Here is a 17,760-nt window from a genome sequence, read left to right on the forward strand (position 1 = left end):
TTTTGAACTACAAGGGGAAATAAAAGTTAGAACAGATCTGCTCTAACTCAAATTACCTAACACTTTTTGAAGTAAAGAAAAAGAAGTAGCTTTCTCCTCTTCATTAAATCCATGAAACATTTTGTTTGTAAGATGATCAAAGATTTCTTCAAAATATTTCTGGACATCCAGTGCTTTTTTAGTTGCAACGACATACATTACTCGTTTGTCCTCACTATGCCCCTCTTTTACAAGATAACCAGTTTTGACTAAACGGATAATCATTTCAGTAATGGTTGATTTTTGTTTGAGCATTTCATCACAAATACATTTGATTTGTATGCGTCCCCCATTTTTGTACACAATGTATAACAGCATGAAATGGCTTGGGGCTAAGTCAGTATAGCCTAGTCGCTTTAACTCTTGTTTTAATTCATCTTGTACAGCGGTAGAAATTATGGAGTTCAATAAAATTGCTTCATGTGATTGTATATTTGCCATTCGTATCACCGCCTTTAGAATAGTTCAATTTTGAAGTTATTTCAACTAATATACATTTTAATACGCTCCCTTTTCCTTTCACAATGATTTTCAGTAGCTATTTATGATCAAGATTTTAGGTGATGAAACAATAAGGAGGTACATCGATGTAAGATGTTTTTAAAAGTTTATGATGCAGTGTGGTGATTTCACTAAAGGAAACAATAAGGTACAAAAAATGGACGATTTAGGTAGTGGTTTAAATAAAATTTCTGGAAAAAGCTATGAAAATCCAAGGTTTTTTGAAGGTGTGTTACCTGTCTATTCGTAGCTAATAAGTAAAAAAACCACCTACTATTTCAGATGTAAGTGGTTGTATTTCAATAAATTATAGTTTAACTTTTACAACTGTACCGTCCTGTGCATTGACATCAACTAGCAAGATCCCTTTATAATTCTTCAGTTCCTGGACAATGGGCTTGAGTGTTTTTTTGTCTATTGGCGGCAAGGTAAAGTCCAGTTTTTTTCTTTCAAAGTATTCTTTTGTCCATTTGTTTATATTACGCTGAAATAATGTTGAAGACAAAATGGAAATAACAATGTTTAACATCGCATATGGGATTGGGATGGTAAGTCGAACATCCTTTGTTTTCACTTTGACATGTATCATCAGTCGGTCACTAGTCAATGAACACAGAAACGGAATCCCCGTTTGCCGATTTAATATCAACGATTTGGCCATCTAATTCATTTTCGATGGCTTCCATTATAAGGCTGATATCCAGATCTTTCACATATTTTTCAGATTGTGGAATACTAGCTGCGATACTGTGTCCAGCCATTAAAACAACTTTCACTAGCTTGATGGGTAAATTAACCGTTACGTTATCATTTTCAGTTGAAACAATACGAACTTTTAATGTTTTATCTAAATATTTAGCTGGTTTATCTAAAAGCTTATTTCCCGCGTCATCTTTCTCTTGCAATACTTGAATTAGTTCAGAGCCTTTTTCTGCATCAATTTTCCCTTCCTGAACCATCGTTAACACTCGTGCAATTTCCTCTTTCATGATCTATTCCTCCTATTCTTCTTTTAAAAGCTTAATGGCTTCTTCTGCTGTGATTTCGCCATTTTCTAGCAGAGTAACAACATTCTTTTTATCTACTTCATTTTTCTTCTTCTTCTGCTCATATCCAAGGGATGAAATAATATCTGTTAGCTTTCCTCGAACCGTTGGGTAGGAAATTCCAAGTTCTTTTTCAACATCTTTAATATTCCCTCTACACGCTAAAAATACTTCCACAAAATGAAGCTGATCCTTTGATAAGGATGCCAGTTTCGATAATTCAAATTCATTTTCAATCGTAGTGTGGCAGTGAGAGCACTGCAACTTGGTAATTTTTAACGTTTTACTGCAAACAGGACAATTTGTGATTACTTGATAGGCCATAATGAAGTTCCTTTCTTTAGGTTGATTTGATTATATACCAAAGAATTTAAAAATGAAATAACCAAAATTAATTTTTTGTACTTAAAAATTAAAAATGTTAATTAAAAGTTTAATATAATTAAGTTTTAGATATATGGCGTTTTTTGAAGATAACCAACTTGAAGTATGTAAGACAATAAGGGGAACCAATCCCCCCTGCCGATGATTTTAATTTTATATACTGAAACAACTTCACCTCCTAAACATAACTCATTAGTTGAATGGTATCCACTTGTAGTAGGTGGTTTTAAGGAGTCTATAAATTTTTCAATATGCGAAAGGATGGTGCATTCAGAGGAACACAATTTGGAGATTTTGCACGCAAATCTATAGGAACAATGTTTTTCTCTCAGTATGGTTTGGAGTGTATCCACCTTTTGGCTACCCGTCTTATGGTAATTTTCACTAAGTAAAATAACAAGAACTATATAGTTCCAATCTCATATTGTATGGTACCCTAATAGAGGAATGTTTATGGGCTAGGTTTAATAAATAGGAGTAAAATCACAATGATTTCAAGAGAAGCATTAGAAAAAAATCAGATTTCCCTGTATGTATTCGTTTTATTACTGGCAGGAGCTATAGGGTTATTTGCCCCTGATATAGGCACACGCTTGGACATTACCCTTTCTTTTGTTATTGCATTATTAATGTACAGCATGTTTTCACAAATTCCTTTCAGCTCTTTAAAAGAAGCTTTTGCTATTCGTCGTTTTTTGGGGGCATTGCTAACGGTCAACTATATAGCGGTACCAATTGTTGTATGGCTATTAACTTTGTTTTTACCAAACCACCCACCTTTATTACTTGGCGTCTATTTGGTATTACTGACACCTTGTATTGATTATGTCATTGTTTTTACAGCACTCGGTGGTGGAAATGAAAAAGCCATGCTGATTTCAACACCTATTCTTTTCATGACCCAAATGCTATTACTACCTTTCTATTTGTGGATATTTATTGGACATGAAGCAGCGGAAATAGTTGAAGCGGGCCCTTTCCTAGAGGCATTTTTTAAGCTCATCGTCATCCCATTGGTCATCGCGATTATTGTTCAGCTACTTGCTAAAAAATCTATAGTCGGTCATACAATCATTCAATTTTCTGCATGGCTACCAGTTCCCTTTATGGCATTGACATTGTTTGTTGTTGTCGCTTCACAAATCGGAAAATTATCGACATCCATTGATTTGATAGTTAAGGTCATTCCCGTTTACATGGCCTTTATGCTTATCATGCCATTTATTTCAAAACTTATTGGCAAACAATTCAAACTTGATCCTGCATCTGGTCGAGCTTTAATATTTAGTGGTTCAACACGTAATTCGCTTGTTGTTCTACCCTTGGCCCTATCTTTGCCAGATCCAATACATACAGTAGTGGTTGCTATTATCGTTACACAAACGATTGTCGAAATTATAGGAGAAATCATTTATATTCGTGTTGTGCCCCATCTATTTTTACACGAACAATAGGCTGATTTGTAATTCAAGAAAAAATTTGGTACGATGAATATACAATTATGAGAGGACTGATGGATGAACAATGATGAACTAAACTATATTTTAAGTTGAAATCAATTACTTCAAACTACAAAATATAGGATTAGTCTGTCCATTTTTATCAATCAGTTTATACTTTTTTCGTCATTTTCCTATGGCAAAAAAGTCCTTAATCAATACCTGTAACCGACTAATCCTTCCAATGACAATTGGGGGGATTTTTTTATTCTCTCATAGTTACATCAAAATTCTAAAAAAGGAGTGTGGAAAATGAGCGATTTAGACACAATTGTTACACATGTAAATCTCCGTATAAGTCGTTAATATCCATCCTACTTATGCGGAGACATGGATTCCAGATGGATATGCCGACTTTGTATAAAAGAAAGAAAAAAGGTTTGCTATACAAAGGAGGAGTTATCATGTCAATGATACAAGTTCAAAATTTAACATTTTCCTATCCAGGTAGCTTTGATCCTATTTTTGAAGGTGTTAACTTTCAATTAGATACGGATTGGAAACTAGGATTTATCGGTCGAAATGGTCGCGGGAAGTCAACATTCTTTCAGTTATTATTAGGGAAATATGAGTATAGTGGGAAAATTAATGCTTCAGTAGATTTTACTTATTTCCCCTACCCTATTGCAGATCGGAACAAATATACGTATGAAATTTTTGAGGAGATTTGCCCGCAGGCAGAGGATTGGGAGTATCTTCGTGAAATATCGTATCTACATGTAGATGCTGAGGTTATGTATCGCCCCTTTTATACATTATCGAACGGAGAACAAACGAAGGTTTTGCTTGCTTCCCTTTTCTTGACGGAGGGAAAATTTCTATTAATTGATGAACCGACTAACCATCTAGATACAGATGCACGAAAAATTGTCGCTAACTATTTAAAGAAGAAAAAAGGATTTATTTTGATTTCGCATGACAGAACGTTTTTAGATGGCTGTGTGGACCATATCCTTTCCATCAATCGAGCCAATATTGACGTTCAAAGTGGTAACTATTCTTCATGGAAGTTAAATTTTGATAGACAGCAGGAACATGAGGAAGCAACAAACCATCGTCTACAAAAGGACATTGAAAGATTAAAACATTCCTCGAAGCGTTCGGCAGGCTGGTCCAATCAAGTTGAGGCTTCTAAAAATGGGACGACGAATTCAGGGTCTAAGCTAGATAAAGGTTTTGTCGGACATAAGGCAGCTAAGATGATGAAGAGAGCGAAGCACATTGAATCAAGACAGCAAAAAGCGATTGATGAAAAATCAAAATTGCTAAAAAATGTAGAAAAAACGGAGTCTTTGAAACTAGAGCCATTGGCATTTCAGTCAAAGGAACTTATAACTTTGACCGATGTATCTGTTCGATATGATGACCACATGATTAATCAACCATTAAGCTTTAAAGTTGAACAGGGTGATCGTATTGTTCTTGATGGAAAAAACGGAAGCGGTAAAAGTAGTGTTTTAAAACTTATTCATGGAAACGACATACAGCATACGGGTACTATCCATGTAGGCTCAGGTCTTATTATATCTTATGTTCAGCAGGATACTTCCCACTTGAAGGGATCATTATCTGATTTTATTGAAGAGCATGAGATTGATGAAACATTATTTAAATCCATCCTTCGTAAAATGGATTTTGATCGAATTCAATTTGAGAAGGATATTGCTCATTATTCAGGTGGGCAAAAGAAAAAACTACTTATTGCCAAAAGTTTATGTGAGAAAGCTCATTTATATATTTGGGATGAACCATTAAACTTTATAGATATCTATTCCCGTCTACAAATTGAAGAGCTCATCCAGAGCTTTAATCCTACAATGGTGTTTGTAGAGCATGACCAGGTATTTCAGCAAACGGTGGCGACCAAAATTATTTCTATGTAGCGAAATATGAAAGCTTTGAAAACTGATCGTTTGTAATCAATAGCTCTCCTGACGTATCGCTTAGAATAATTAAGCCAATATAAAAAAGAAATCCCAAGGAAAAGACGACAAATGTTTTTTCTTGGGATTCTCTATAGCCTTATACTAAATTTGCACTAGCTGTAAAGCCTTCTTTATATCCTGTATATCCTTTGTTAAAACACTCTTCACATTTGATCCAAACCATTCTAGTGAGGCATCTATCTCCCTATTTGAATCTATTTCTGCTAGGAATTCACCGTAATCAATGGCCCCTTCAAATAATGGAACCATCCCTTCTCGAGTCCCTGATGCAGCATAGACATTGTGTGGAGCAAAAACATCCAGGTGTGTCCGAGAGGCAATATTTTTAAAGTGAAAATGTGAAATATAAGGACGAAGTTGCTTCATGGCGACAATTGGGTCCACCCCTGATTCCCATACATGTAAAACGTCAAAGTTAACTCGTAAGCTTGAGTGGTTCGTTTCTTCGAGTAACTGTATGGTTGAGGGTAGATTATCTGTCAACGTATTCGGATGAGTTTCAACAAGCAAGTATTGTCCTTTTGACTCGAGATAATCACAGATCAATTCAAGTCTGAAAGTAAGTTCTTCTCTTTCCTTCTTACTCGTTTCTAAGCTGCCCTGCTTGCCGACAAAAGTACGAATCTTGTTTGTTCCCCAGCGCTCTGCAAGTGCAGATAACCTCTCTGTTTCAGCCATCATTTCAGCAACCGGTGCCTCTAATGGTAAATAATCACTAAGCATACTCGTTTCCAAACCGAAGGATCTTAGCCAATCTGCTCCATAATGAAGATCATCTGCTAAGTTCTTTGCATGAACACCCCAAAGCTCAATACCATGAAAGCCTTGTGCTTTGGCAAAGTGAGCTAATTGATCTATTGAATGAAGATGGTGTCGAAACGAGATTGTACAAATAGATAGTTTCATAACGTGACCTCTTTCTTGTACTGTAGTGTTAACCATGCTTGAAAGCATTCTTGTAATCCTTGCTTAATCTTGAACTCAAGTAGATTTTGTTCTTCTAGCTTCACATAAATATCTTCTATTAATGATGGATCATGCGTCATCGCAAGTTTCATCACTCGATATTGAACCGTTGTATAGCCCTTCACTAAACGCTCAATTTCATCACACCATATGTCAAAGCCTTCCTCAGCACGGCCAAGTGCTTCCCAAAAATATGCAAATGCATGCTCATATGCATATTTTCTTATCGCTATAACTGGCAATTGTTTTATGGCAGCCGGCAGTTTCGAGATACTTTCTTTGTCATTTTCTGCAGTATGCTCATTAATTATTTCAGCAATGGCATCTGTCAATGGATTACGCTGGAGCTTGATACATGTATTAAAATAGGCTTCAACTGTATCAGAAGTTGGAGCAATGATCGTCTCGGAATCAAAATAATAACCTCCTCCTACAGTTGGCTCTAGGATGGCAGCTATAATTCTTTCCTTCGGTAATAACCCCTCCCAGCGAAAATCAGGGTCATACATAAACCACTCTTCTTCATTTTCTGTCGATTCTAGCATCACATAATGAGGAAATGGACTTTGATGAAATTTATTCTCTCGCTCTGGAAGCTTTGATAAATCTAACATCACCATTACATGTTGCTGGGGAGATTTATGCTCTAATAACGCTAGTAGCTTATTTATATTTTCGTGTTTTGTTTGATTTTCGTCATACCATTTGTGAAGCTTGATTCCATAAAGCATTTCATACCATGTTTGAAAGAAATCATGATCAATTTCATCAGAGTGGTATGTAAGCACACCATTATCAAGCACATCGAAATCCGCATCCCATACCCCAAAATAATAAGGCCTATGATCGACGCCTTTAGTCTTCTTAATAACCTCACAAACACAGCTTACAAAACAATGAACTTTTATCATTTTTAGCCTCCGATTATTCTACCTTTTGCTGTTTTTCTAAGAAGTTTGCTAGTGTCCCTACTGTTTTGAAATCTTTAGGAACAAGCACCTCATCAGGAATGGCAATGCCAAGGTCCAACTCTATATGAAGAATGAGTTGAAGGACCATAATGGAATCCATATACAAATCCTCATTTAATCGGGCATCTTCATTAAAAGAAGACAATGTCTGCAACTCTAATGAATTTTCCATAATATCATAGATGCTTTTGATCAGTTGTTGCCGTGTCATACGGGTATGCCTCCAAGTTTTTTTCTACTTATTTTTCCATTAGGTAGCTTTTCGATTTCACGAACAAACACGAACTCCACCGGAATTTGATGTGGAGCAAGAAATTTCCGACACCACTCTCTAAGTTCTATATGATCAATCGGTTCATCAGACACATAGAGTGCGCAAACTCGCTCTCCTGATAAATGGTCTTGTTTCTTATATACGACTGCTTCTACTATTCTTGGCTCATCAATTAACACGTTTTCCACTTCTTGCGGATACACATTCAAGCCAGCTACATTAATCGTGTCATCGATTCTTGCAAGAAAAGAAAGAATATTATTTTCTAGATAGCCAAGATCTTTCGTATAAATCGTTTGTGCAGATGTTTCAATGATAATCTCGCTTGGTGTTTGTTTGTCACCAGCTGTCACCTTCACATGAGGAAGAGGATACCCCATTTCTTTCGGATCTTCCACATTAGGGTGAATGGCAACACAGCCGGATTCGGAGCATCCATACTGCTGAAGGACTTGGTTAGATTTCTCTCTTAATGATGTTAACCAGCCATGTGGCATCACAGTCCCTGACGTCATCACACGATCAAATTGTTGATCAATCGGTAATAATCGACTTAATGTATAAAGTAATGCTGGGGCTCCATAGAGTAAGTGCTGAGGATATTCTTTTAGCTTTTTCAACATATATTTAGGATTATTATTCGTTATAATAACCGGTTTTGCTCCTCTTCTTATACAAGCTAGGACACCACAAATAAATCCATAAGAGTGAGTAACCGGGCAAGCAACAATAGAATTTGTCAAGGAATCAACAGGTAATGTAGTAACATAGCTTTCAATCTCCTCGTCCACTGAGCTCCACGTTCGTTCAATGCATTTCGGAGCTCCTGTTGTACCAGAGCTCATTTGAACTAATACCCCTTCTTGGTTATTGGAAAGATTGGATAATTCGATGAAATCATCAATGGATTGGAACAATAACAGATGACTACCCGCTGTCGAAGCGATTCTTATGGCACCCTCTTTTGGCGTCGCTGAATGGATTGGGACAACTGACCCTCTTTTTTCACGAATGTATAAACAAAGAGCTATATATTGGAAAATATCATCTGTACAAATTGCTAATCTCCGATTGTTACATTCCTTTAGATGTGGTAAGCGTTCATATATATCAAACTGTTTTTCAATATCTTCTACTGTATAAAATTGATCATTGACATAAAACATCATGATTTCCCCTTTTCATTCGCTTGTGCCAACGCATTGTTGACGATATGGCGAAAATTGCCTTCTTCTTTATTTTGCAATTTCTTTTTTAGTAAGGATTCAACATAAATAGGTGTGCTAGTATGCTGAAGCTGTTCATTTCTTATATGGAAAGATGGAAAGCGTTCAAAGTGCTTCTGTATGCCGTCCTTAATTTGATTCCAAAAGCGTATTTCTTCATATCCATATTGCTCTTCTAGCAAATTAGATAGCTCACTTAAATGAAACACGAATAGTGTATCCATCGCTAACTCACGTAAAGCCTCTATAGAAGACATCCAATAATAATCATCGGCAGGTGCATCTTTAAATCGGTCATGTATCATTCCAAAATCGGGAATGAGGTTTCTATCTGCTATGAATTCTTCCGTATATTCGATACTGTCATGGAAATCTCTCAGTACAACCCGAGTCGGCCACCCATTTTCATGCAATAAAATCATATTTTGCGCATGGGCCTCCACTGCAATTCCATGAGCGACAAGTAGGTGCCAAATTGGAATAACACTCACTTCAATCAAGCGTTTTATCCACGCCTCCGTTCCATATCGGCATAGCCAATCATCAATAAACGAACGCCCATCTAACTCCATCATCATGAGTACCGTAAAGGGTACTGCTTCCTCCTCCTCCTTCATATACACGCGCACACTTTCTCGCCATATGGTGCCAAGCTGACCTTCTAATTTGCTACTATGCTTTGTGGCATGCGGTTCAAAAATAATGCCTGCGTATTCTTCCAGTACAATAACAGTCTTTTGTAAATAGGCATCTGATTGAAGTACCTGTTTAAGCCATGCAGAAATATGAGGAGCAGCACAAACAGCATGAGCATGTAACTTTCGTAATGAAGAGGTATTCACCATATTCATTGAGCATTTTAATTGTGCCTTTTGTGGATGTGAAGAATTCCATAATGTTCGCACTGATTGAGTTGCCCTATAGTAATCGCCTTTCACATTTAGAGGTATGAAATCCTTTTGTTCTATTAATTCAGCAAGCTCCTGTTTCATGGTACGCCATTGCCATGGATGAACAGGTAAGAACGTATAGTCTTCGAATATGCCATTGAATCTCGCAAGCTTGCTAAGAAGGTCGTCCCACAGTAAATGCCCTAGCTCTCTTTTCCAGAAATCTTCTTCTTTCTGAAGAACAGCGATTCGTACATAGCTTCTTCTCACTGCCACCCATTGAAGGGTGAATGATTGCTTTCCTTCAGGGCCATAGTCTATATGGTCGTCAATCGTAAAACCGGTTCTAGATTTAAAACAAGGATGATACGGATGTCCTTCAATAATTTCCGATTCTAATTCCTCATAGCTCGAATTTCTTCTCGACATCGGCATTTGGAGATGTCTATCATTCCAATCGCAAAGATTACTCGTTAAATGAAGTTCTTTCAGTAACCGAACTTTATCTTGACGACTCGTCAGTAATTCATCGACTAGTTCCTCAAATGTTGCCTCCTGTATCGTCTCATCCTTGCTTATTAGAAAAATATGATCTCCCTTTATTCGGATGCGATCAAATGCCATTCTTCTTCCTTCACAGCGAAAGGTGTATGTCTGTCCAATAAGAGTAAAAATTGAAGTCCATTGATCCAGACGTGTTTCTTCATAGTTGATTAGTCCCTCAAAGATCATCGCTTCTACAAGCTGCCGCCTTACACGTAGCTCTCCTCTTTTAGAAGCTAAAGGCTGTAGCTGCTGCATAGTCTGCCTCCTCATACTGTCGAACAAATGGGTTTGGAATTTTCGTATATACGGCTTGTTCTAGTTCGGCTTCAAGTTCATCTACATCATGGAACCTTGTTAAAAGGTTTGCTTTGAAGGCAAGCTCTTCTTGATTTAAAATGTTCCGAACAAATGCCTTCCCGAAACCTGTCAATTCGTTTTCTAATAAGTGCAGTTGTTCTATAGACCACTTCAAAAGAACATTTTCGTTAATAAGTTGATCCGCTCCAAATCGAGAAATAACAGGAAACAGTTGATTCATAAATAAATAATACGTAAATCTATCTTGTATAAGGGCATCTTCGTAAAACAGTTCTTCCGTTTCATGTAAAGATGGCTCTATTGCAAGAAGTACATCTTTATAGGCTTTTGATAAGTAATAACCTTGGTTATCGCGATAATAATATGTGGTTGGATAACCAGAAGAGATGTTTAATAGACTGTTTTGCTGATGGGCTTCGAGAGCGATCCCATGCTCATCGTATAATTTTAATAATGGTTCAATCGCACATGTCCAATAAACTTTAAACCAATCTAAACTGACACTCTCTAATGACCGGAGTTCGGATTGAGCAATTTTCATGATGAGCTGACATAGCTTTGATTTTTCTTCTAGCAGGGGCTCTTGCACAAGCGTAGCGATCATGCAGATTCCTTCATCTTGGCCTTTAGGAAATACGTTTGAGCGAAAAATAACCTCAAACCCTGATTCCGTCTGGTTAGGAAACTCTACAGTCATATAAGCAGGGTCATGAATCATCTGAAAGGATGGATGATTTTGTAAAAAATCTATTTTTTTCATTAATCGAGCCATAGCAATCCCAGCTTTAAGTTCATGAGTTCTATTGACTCTCAATGAATTTGTTATTTTGACAGGAATTGAAAACTTATACATCATTTCTTCCTGTGAGTTATAAACCGTTCTGATTGAAGAGGTTGCTGTATAAAAAGCTCCTAGCGCACCCTCGTATTTTATGAATCCTTCAGCAATCGCCTTTTTTACATATTGTTGCTGTAGAAGCCATTGTGCTTGTAGGGGGTGGACCGGAATGAAACAATCCTTCACGGACGTAACAAAATTAGGCTGTGATGTTGTTAACGATTGAACAATGTGATCACTCGCACTTTTTTCTAATACGGAGGACTCTTGTACCATTTTACGGTCGACACGAAAATAGTGAAGTTGGAAAGAACCTTGTAACTCTGGAGCAAAACTGGTTTGTTGCCAATCTGCCATCCCTTGTCTACTTTTTGGTGTTGGATGAAGCCAATGACCAAGTAAGAGAGACTGCTCCGCTTCAATAAACGTACCGCTAGCCCCAGGTTGCTTGTCACCTTCCAAACTATTTTCAATATAATTGGCCATCGTTTGGTAGCTCTCAATTATGCGAAGAATGAGTTCGTCAAAATGGGAAGAAAGATTAAGACTGCTATCCCTCTTAGCCATCAAATGTAGTTCCTGAATGAGCGTAATAAGTATCGATAATTTATCCTCGACAAGCCATTGTTTTTGTTTTGTACAATACTTCCACGGCGTACCAATTACCTGTCTTCCGACAAGAGATTTATATTCCACCCCAAATGCAAAACGTATGTTTTGTTTTGGTAATTCAAGCTCTAATATATGTGCCTCTGTAATCAGTGCTGATAGTCGTTGTTCTTTAATCCACTCCTCCTTTTTGACCCAATGCCCGCTTCTCACCTCTCGTATATAACAATTTATAAACGCCTGAAACGTTGCATTTTCTGCAATCTGTTTAGCAATCTGTTGCATGAAATAAACCAATCCTTTCACAGAGCCTTTTTACTATTAATTGATAATCATTATCACTCGTTGTTAAAAAAATGAGTCTCCCTTATTAGAAAGACTGAGAAGTAAATTAGAACATTGATTACAATTGATAATGATTATCGTTTTCAATATTAATTACATATTATAGGTAATTTGGAAATGACTCAACTGTCTAAAGACCTATATGGCAATATAAACCATCGAAATAGGTAAAAGTATAGAAAAATACGTCGTTATTTGTATCAGTTATGAAAGATTATTAATATTTAATGGGTTATAAAGATGAAATATTACAAAGAAATAGAAGGGAGAGCTCCATTTCGAAATGGTTCTTATGGCTTGAATGTTTTTATTTTTACGAGCTATGGCATCTAGATGTTCATGCAGAAAAATATTAAGTATGTATAGAAAAATGGCAGAAATGTTGCGATATCAACGTTTCTGCCATTTAAAATTTAAATGAGTGTTTTTGTCATAATTAAATCTACTTGTTCTTCCTCGCCCATGTAAAAGCTGTGCGCTCCAGTTTGAACAAAGCCTATTTTTTTATAAAAGGCTATAGCATTGTCATTTTTATCCCAAACCCCTAACCAGATGCTACTTTTATTTTGGGCTTCAGCTAATTCGATAGCCTTGTTCATAAGATATTTGCCAAGACCTCTTCCTTGAAATGACTGTCGAATATAAATACGCTCAATTTCAAGGGACTCGTTCCCCATTTGTTCAGATTGGGCATCATTGACATTCACCTTTAAGTAACCTGCAATGACATCATTGTCATAAATAAAATAGAATTCTGAAGCTTCATTACATAATTCCTTTTCCAGCCGATACTCTGTAAATGCTTTTTCCAAGTAAGCAGTCATATTTTCAGGTGAATTCTGATCTTTAAAGGTATCATTAAATGTTTCAATACTCACCTCTTGGAGTTTTTTTAAATCACCTAAGCTACATTTTGCTAATTTGATTGACATTGATTACACTCCTTTAAAACTCTTTATAGATTTTATATTGCAAATGCAACAAAAAGAGTATATATTGAATGTAACTTATTTTTGTTGTATATGCAATAAAAATATGAATGGAGGTTGTAAAAGTGAAATATGTTTTTTATGTCATAGGCATTTTCATCTTAACGCTGGGCATTTCTTTAACTATTCGATCCAATCTAGGTACTTCCCCCTTCGATGCTCTTTTAGTAGGACTATCTAAAAATATAGGGCTGACAGTTGGTAGCTGGGAAATTATATTGGCCATTATTTTAATAGGCTGTAATTCCATACTAACTAAACAAAGGCCCGAATTTTTGGGCTTTATTACTGCTTTTATTACGGGAATTGGGATTGATTTGTGGTTATTTTTGTTACACAATCAGTTAACACCTGTAGCTTGGTATAATCAAGTTGTTTGTTTTGGTGTTGGTTTAGTTGTGATTGGGTTAGGGACTGCCACCTATTTACATACGAATTTTGCACCGATTCCTGTTGACCGATTAACATTAATAATTAAAGAGCTAACGAAAAGGAGCATCTTTTTTGCAAGAACGACTATTTATATCCTGTTTTTAGTGCTAGCGTTAATAGTGAAAGGCCCAATTGGCTTTGGCACAATCATAACGGTTTGTTTTGGAGGGTTCATCCTCCATCTCTTTATGCCGATTACTGGTAGAATACTAGATAACATCCTACACCGCTCTACTCAATCTCAAAATGAAGAGCTCAAAAGCTAGTATTCTTGTTTTGAATGGGGGGATGTCATTTGATAAAGTTTTTTTGCCTAGTAGCTGGCAGTCCCCCATTTCTTCCATAAAAAAATCCTGCTACTAACAGGATTTTTAAACGAAATCTATAATGTTACACTGTTTTCTTGAAAAAACCTTTTCTTATCCTCTTCGGTAAATTCTTCTAATGATTGATAGGTATAATGAGGATTTCGATCCTTATCAATGACGACGGAGCGTACACCTTCATAGAAATCCCTATGTCTTAAAAAATTCCTTGCCAAAATGAAATCGGTCTTAAAGCATTCTTCTACTGTTTTTTCACGAGCGTCAATGAGCTGCTGTAACGTAATTTTTAAAGAGGAGGGTGATTTCGATAGAAGCAAGTGCTTCGTGTCACGAGCAAATTCGCTTGGGTCATAGTCTAGGGATTGTATGATTTCCTCTATTGTATTTCTTGAAAAATGATGGTTTATTACTGTTTGAAGCTTCTCAAGTTCACTGTTCGCGGCTGGCTTACCAGAATATTTCTTTATTAGTTGGTTTAAGATTGAGTTTATATTGTTAGAATGCCAGTCCGTCTGTTTTACACTTTGAAGGAAATCAAATAACTTATCACTCGTCATATAATGATCTGCACCATTAGCAAAAAGGACGTCTGCTGCTTTAATAGTGGATGCAGTTAATGCTAGGTAGTAACCAATAAAACCTGGCGCTTTGTTTAAGAAATAGCCCGCTCCAACATCTGGAAAAAAGCCAATATTCATTTCCGGCATCGCCCATTTTGTACGCTCTGTAACGATTCGGTGGCTTGCTCCATAGGTTAAACCGACTCCACCTCCCATGACAATGCCATCAAGACAAGCAATAATGGGTTTAGGATAATGATAGATCACCAAATCCACTTCATATTCTACTTCGAAAAAGTTTTCAGCCCCTTGTAATGCATCTTGACTGGATTGTGCTTGATAAAGTGTTTTGATGTCACCCCCAGCGCAAAATCCCTTCTCCCCTGCCCCTTGTAGTAGAATAAGACGTATTTCATCATTCGCTTCCCATTCTTTTAATTTTTCTCTAATGGGGTTAAGCATGTCAGTGGAAAGAGAATTTAAAGCTTTAGGGCGATTCAATGTAATGATTGCCGCACCTCCATCTTCGACCGAAAATAATACTTCGTTTGCCATGTTGGAACCCTCCTTTAACAATGTTTAAAGTGTGGCTGTCTTTTTTCAATAAATGCCTGCACACCCTCTTTAGCATCATTTGTTAACAATAGCTCAGCAAAACGCGTTCGTTCAAGCTCTAGTCCTTGTTGTAAATTAGCCTTCGTGCTTTGAATTACACATTCAATTGTACGAGAGACACTTGTCATACTTTTACCCTCAACAAAAGACTGCGCAACAGTCTTAGCCGTCATCAAAAGTTCCTCAGGTTCTGTTACGAGTTGGATAATACCGAGCTGTAATGCCTCGTCTGCACTCAATTGTTTACTTGTTAAAATTAATTGGAGCGCCGTTGCTTGATTTGTTATTCTGCTAAGTCGTTGAGTCCCCCCGAATGTAGGGAGTAGCCCAAGCTTTAATTCTGGTAAGCCGAGAATGGCTTGATTCGAAGCAATTCGGAAATGACATCCTAACGCTAGTTCGAGTCCTCCTCCAAGGGCAGGTCCATTAATGGCCGCAATAACTGGTTTCTTCATGGCTTCTACTTCATCGCATAGCGCTTGCCCTGCTTGAGCCATTTGTAATGCTTTGTCCTGTTGGCCAAAGGCTGAAACAAACTCCTTTATATCAGCCCCAGCGACAAAAAATCGGCCAGTGCCTGTAATAATAATGGCACTTGTATCTTCATCCTCCGCTAGCTCTTGGAAAATACGACGCAGGTTTTCAATAGAGGCTGATGACAAAGTGTTTGCAGGTGGATGATCTAAATGAATAATAGAAATAGACCCCTCCTTCGTAACGTTTGCCAATGTAACCATCATGTTGCTCCTCCTAACTAATCATTTTTGGGTTGTCAATGAATGTTCTCGCAAGTGCCCTTTTTTTCATAAATAGATTTTGCTGTAGTGGAATATTTAACTGTCGAATATTATTTAGCAAGCTTACTCGTTTTTGCTCACTGCTTTCAGCAGCCGTAATTATAGTAATCGCACTTTCTTCTATTTTTTGGTAACCCTCCTGGCATAATATGTCTGTCATCAATTGTTTTGTTTGCTCATGTACAGCTTTTTTCGACCTCAGCCAAGCTGATTCCATGACATAGCTTTCCGTGGCTATATCCGCCAACAAACGCATAAATTCTTGCTCCTGCTCGAGTTGAATCTGTGCATTCGTAATGACTGTAATTGCTAGTTGCATCAAATGCTTGGAGAGAAGGATATAATGGTGATTTTTTTCTAATGGTTGACAGTGAATAAAATCATCTGCAATTGCAGTTGTTTGTACATTTTTTTTCCACAGCATTTTAGCCAATGTGAGGCGATTGATTTCATTTGTACCTTCGAAAATACGACTAATTCTTGCGTCCCGATACAAACGTTCCACATCATATTCTTGCATATAGCCATATCCACCATGTATTTGGACAGCTTCATCAGCAATTTTTCCAAGTGCTTCGGAACAATGTACTTTATGGAGTGCGCATTCGAGTGCAAAATCGGATATTTTCTGGACCATCGTTTCCTTACTTCCTGATGCAATAGCCTCATCCATTTTTCCAGCCGTTCGGTATGCAGCACTTTCTGCTCCATAAATCAATACGGCCATGTCAGCAAGTTTTTCCTGTATCATTGTAAAATCAACGATAGATCGTTCAAATTGTCTCCGTCCCTTTCCGTAATTCACAGCTAATTGAAATGCCTGTTTGGCAGTTCCTATATTGGAAAAGGCTAGCTTTAGACGTGCCATATTCAAGATGTTCATAGCGACAATATGCCCTTTGCCAACCTCTCCAAGAACATGATCGATTGGCACTATAACGTCTTCTAAAATGAGCGTTGCCGTTGAAGAGCCTTTAATGCCCATTTTCTCCTCTTCCTGACCTACGGATACCCCTTTAAAGGAGCGTTCGACAATTAACGCAGTCATGCCATTATGCGTCTGGGCAAAAACAACGAAGACGTCTGCTAGCTGAGCATTCGTAATCCATTGCTTTTCTCCGTTTACTACCCATGCTGTACCATCTTCTGTTAATCTAGCATTCGTTTTGGGGCGCAGTGCATCAGAACCTGCATCGGACTCTGTAAGTGCATAGGCACCAACCCATTCTCCAGATGCAAGCTTTGGTAAGTACCTCAGCTTTTGCTCCTCATTGCCAAAATAGACATAGGGTAATGTGCCCACCCCAGCATGGATATTGTAGGAAACGCTGAAAGAGCCCCCAAAACCCATTTTCTCTGCTACAAGACCGGAAATTGTTTTATGGAGCTCGAGTCCTCCATAAGCCTCGGGAATTTCAATGGCCAGTAAGCCAAGATCACCTGCTTTTTGAAATAGTTGACGAGTGATCTCATACTGTTGCTGTTCAATAGATGAAATATTCGGTGAGACATCCTGTTTAATGAAGAGCTCAGCAGTTTTTGCAATGAGCTCCTCTTCATCATGAAAATCCTCTGGTGTAAAGATCGTCATTTTGTCTTCTAGTTGATCCATATGAGTCCTCCTTGAAAGAAAGTGGAGAGAA

General features: G+C 37.4%; 17 protein-coding genes. 3 read left to right on the forward strand and 14 right to left on the reverse strand.

Annotated features, from left to right (window positions below; all coding sequences use genetic code 11):
• Window positions 1-42 precede the first annotated feature (42 nt).
• The 4 genes from C9J29_RS12865 to C9J29_RS12880 all read right to left on the reverse strand — a co-directional run bounded on the left by C9J29_RS12865 (window position 43) and on the right by C9J29_RS12880 (window position 1,910).
• Window positions 43-480 (reverse strand): MarR family winged helix-turn-helix transcriptional regulator, encoded by a 438-nt coding sequence (locus C9J29_RS12865; protein WP_090001413.1) that lies wholly within the window; start codon window positions 478-480, stop codon window positions 43-45.
• Between the two features lie 367 nt (window positions 481-847).
• The gene (locus C9J29_RS12870; protein WP_107922283.1) at window positions 848-1,129 is read right to left on the reverse strand and encodes a hypothetical protein; all 282 of its coding nucleotides are present in this window, start codon (window positions 1,127-1,129) and stop codon (window positions 848-850) included.
• A 10-nt stretch (window positions 1,130-1,139) separates the two neighbouring features.
• Window positions 1,140-1,529: an SHOCT-like domain-containing protein gene (locus tag C9J29_RS12875; RefSeq protein ID WP_107922284.1), complete on the reverse strand. Its 390-nt coding sequence runs from the start codon at window positions 1,527-1,529 to the stop codon at window positions 1,140-1,142.
• Between the two features lie 12 nt (window positions 1,530-1,541).
• On the reverse strand, window positions 1,542-1,910 hold the full coding sequence (locus tag C9J29_RS12880; RefSeq protein ID WP_036227177.1) for a DUF2089 domain-containing protein: 369 nt from the start codon (window positions 1,908-1,910) through the stop codon (window positions 1,542-1,544).
• Window positions 1,911-2,458: 548 nt separating this feature from the next.
• Between C9J29_RS12880 and C9J29_RS12885 the strand changes: the two genes are divergently transcribed.
• Together C9J29_RS12885 and C9J29_RS12890 are read left to right on the forward strand one after the other, a co-directional pair.
• On the forward strand, window positions 2,459-3,424 hold the full coding sequence (locus C9J29_RS12885) for an arsenic resistance protein (RefSeq protein ID WP_107922285.1): 966 nt from the start codon (window positions 2,459-2,461) through the stop codon (window positions 3,422-3,424).
• A gap of 449 nt (window positions 3,425-3,873) precedes the next feature.
• On the forward strand, window positions 3,874-5,352 hold the full coding sequence (locus C9J29_RS12890) for an Lsa family ABC-F type ribosomal protection protein (protein WP_107922286.1): 1,479 nt from the start codon (window positions 3,874-3,876) through the stop codon (window positions 5,350-5,352).
• Window positions 5,353-5,496: 144 nt separating this feature from the next.
• On the opposite strand, the gene C9J29_RS12895 is transcribed toward C9J29_RS12890, so the two are convergent.
• The 7 genes from C9J29_RS12895 to paiA all read right to left on the reverse strand — a co-directional run bounded on the left by C9J29_RS12895 (window position 5,497) and on the right by paiA (window position 13,330).
• A complete protein-coding gene (locus C9J29_RS12895) occupies window positions 5,497-6,321 on the reverse strand; it encodes a sugar phosphate isomerase/epimerase family protein (RefSeq protein WP_107922287.1) in 825 nt (274 codons plus the stop codon).
• Window positions 6,318-7,292 (reverse strand): DUF6005 family protein, encoded by a 975-nt coding sequence (locus C9J29_RS12900; protein ID WP_107922288.1) that lies wholly within the window; start codon window positions 7,290-7,292, stop codon window positions 6,318-6,320. Before C9J29_RS12900 ends, C9J29_RS12895 begins: the two co-directional genes overlap by 4 nt.
• Before the next feature lie 13 nt (window positions 7,293-7,305).
• The gene (gene asbD, locus C9J29_RS12905) at window positions 7,306-7,563 is read right to left on the reverse strand and encodes a petrobactin biosynthesis protein AsbD (RefSeq protein WP_008177745.1); all 258 of its coding nucleotides are present in this window, start codon (window positions 7,561-7,563) and stop codon (window positions 7,306-7,308) included.
• The gene (locus tag C9J29_RS12910) at window positions 7,560-8,792 is read right to left on the reverse strand and encodes an AMP-binding protein (RefSeq protein WP_164908770.1); all 1,233 of its coding nucleotides are present in this window, start codon (window positions 8,790-8,792) and stop codon (window positions 7,560-7,562) included. The genes asbD and C9J29_RS12910 overlap by 4 nt, the downstream gene beginning before the upstream one ends.
• Complete coding sequence (locus tag C9J29_RS12915; RefSeq protein ID WP_107922290.1) at window positions 8,792-10,543, reverse strand: IucA/IucC family protein; 1,752 nt, start codon at window positions 10,541-10,543, stop codon at window positions 8,792-8,794. The genes C9J29_RS12910 and C9J29_RS12915 overlap by 1 nt, the downstream gene beginning before the upstream one ends.
• Complete coding sequence (locus C9J29_RS12920; RefSeq protein WP_107922291.1) at window positions 10,515-12,338, reverse strand: IucA/IucC family protein; 1,824 nt, start codon at window positions 12,336-12,338, stop codon at window positions 10,515-10,517. Before C9J29_RS12920 ends, C9J29_RS12915 begins: the two co-directional genes overlap by 29 nt.
• 473 nt (window positions 12,339-12,811) lie before the next feature.
• On the reverse strand, window positions 12,812-13,330 hold the full coding sequence (paiA, locus tag C9J29_RS12925) for a spermidine/spermine N(1)-acetyltransferase (RefSeq protein ID WP_008177739.1): 519 nt from the start codon (window positions 13,328-13,330) through the stop codon (window positions 12,812-12,814).
• Window positions 13,331-13,452: 122 nt separating this feature from the next.
• On the opposite strand from paiA, the gene C9J29_RS12930 reads away from it, so the two are divergent.
• Complete coding sequence (locus C9J29_RS12930) at window positions 13,453-14,085, forward strand: YczE/YyaS/YitT family protein (protein ID WP_090001399.1); 633 nt, start codon at window positions 13,453-13,455, stop codon at window positions 14,083-14,085.
• Between the two features lie 116 nt (window positions 14,086-14,201).
• Here C9J29_RS12930 and C9J29_RS12935 read toward each other — a convergent pair whose 3' ends face one another.
• The 3 genes from C9J29_RS12935 to C9J29_RS12945 are packed head-to-tail and all read right to left on the reverse strand — an operon-like array spanning window position 14,202 to window position 17,729.
• Complete coding sequence (locus tag C9J29_RS12935) at window positions 14,202-15,260, reverse strand: enoyl-CoA hydratase/isomerase family protein (RefSeq protein ID WP_043990381.1); 1,059 nt, start codon at window positions 15,258-15,260, stop codon at window positions 14,202-14,204.
• A gap of 14 nt (window positions 15,261-15,274) precedes the next feature.
• A complete protein-coding gene (locus C9J29_RS12940; protein WP_090001395.1) occupies window positions 15,275-16,060 on the reverse strand; it encodes an enoyl-CoA hydratase-related protein in 786 nt (261 codons plus the stop codon).
• Window positions 16,061-16,070: 10 nt separating this feature from the next.
• Window positions 16,071-17,729: an acyl-CoA dehydrogenase family protein gene (locus tag C9J29_RS12945; RefSeq protein ID WP_107922292.1), complete on the reverse strand. Its 1,659-nt coding sequence runs from the start codon at window positions 17,727-17,729 to the stop codon at window positions 16,071-16,073.
• Window positions 17,730-17,760: the final 31 nt, after the last annotated feature.

Origin of the sequence: Lysinibacillus fusiformis, assembly GCF_003049525.1 — a bacterium.
Lineage (GTDB): Bacteria > Bacillota > Bacilli > Bacillales_A > Planococcaceae > Lysinibacillus > Lysinibacillus fusiformis.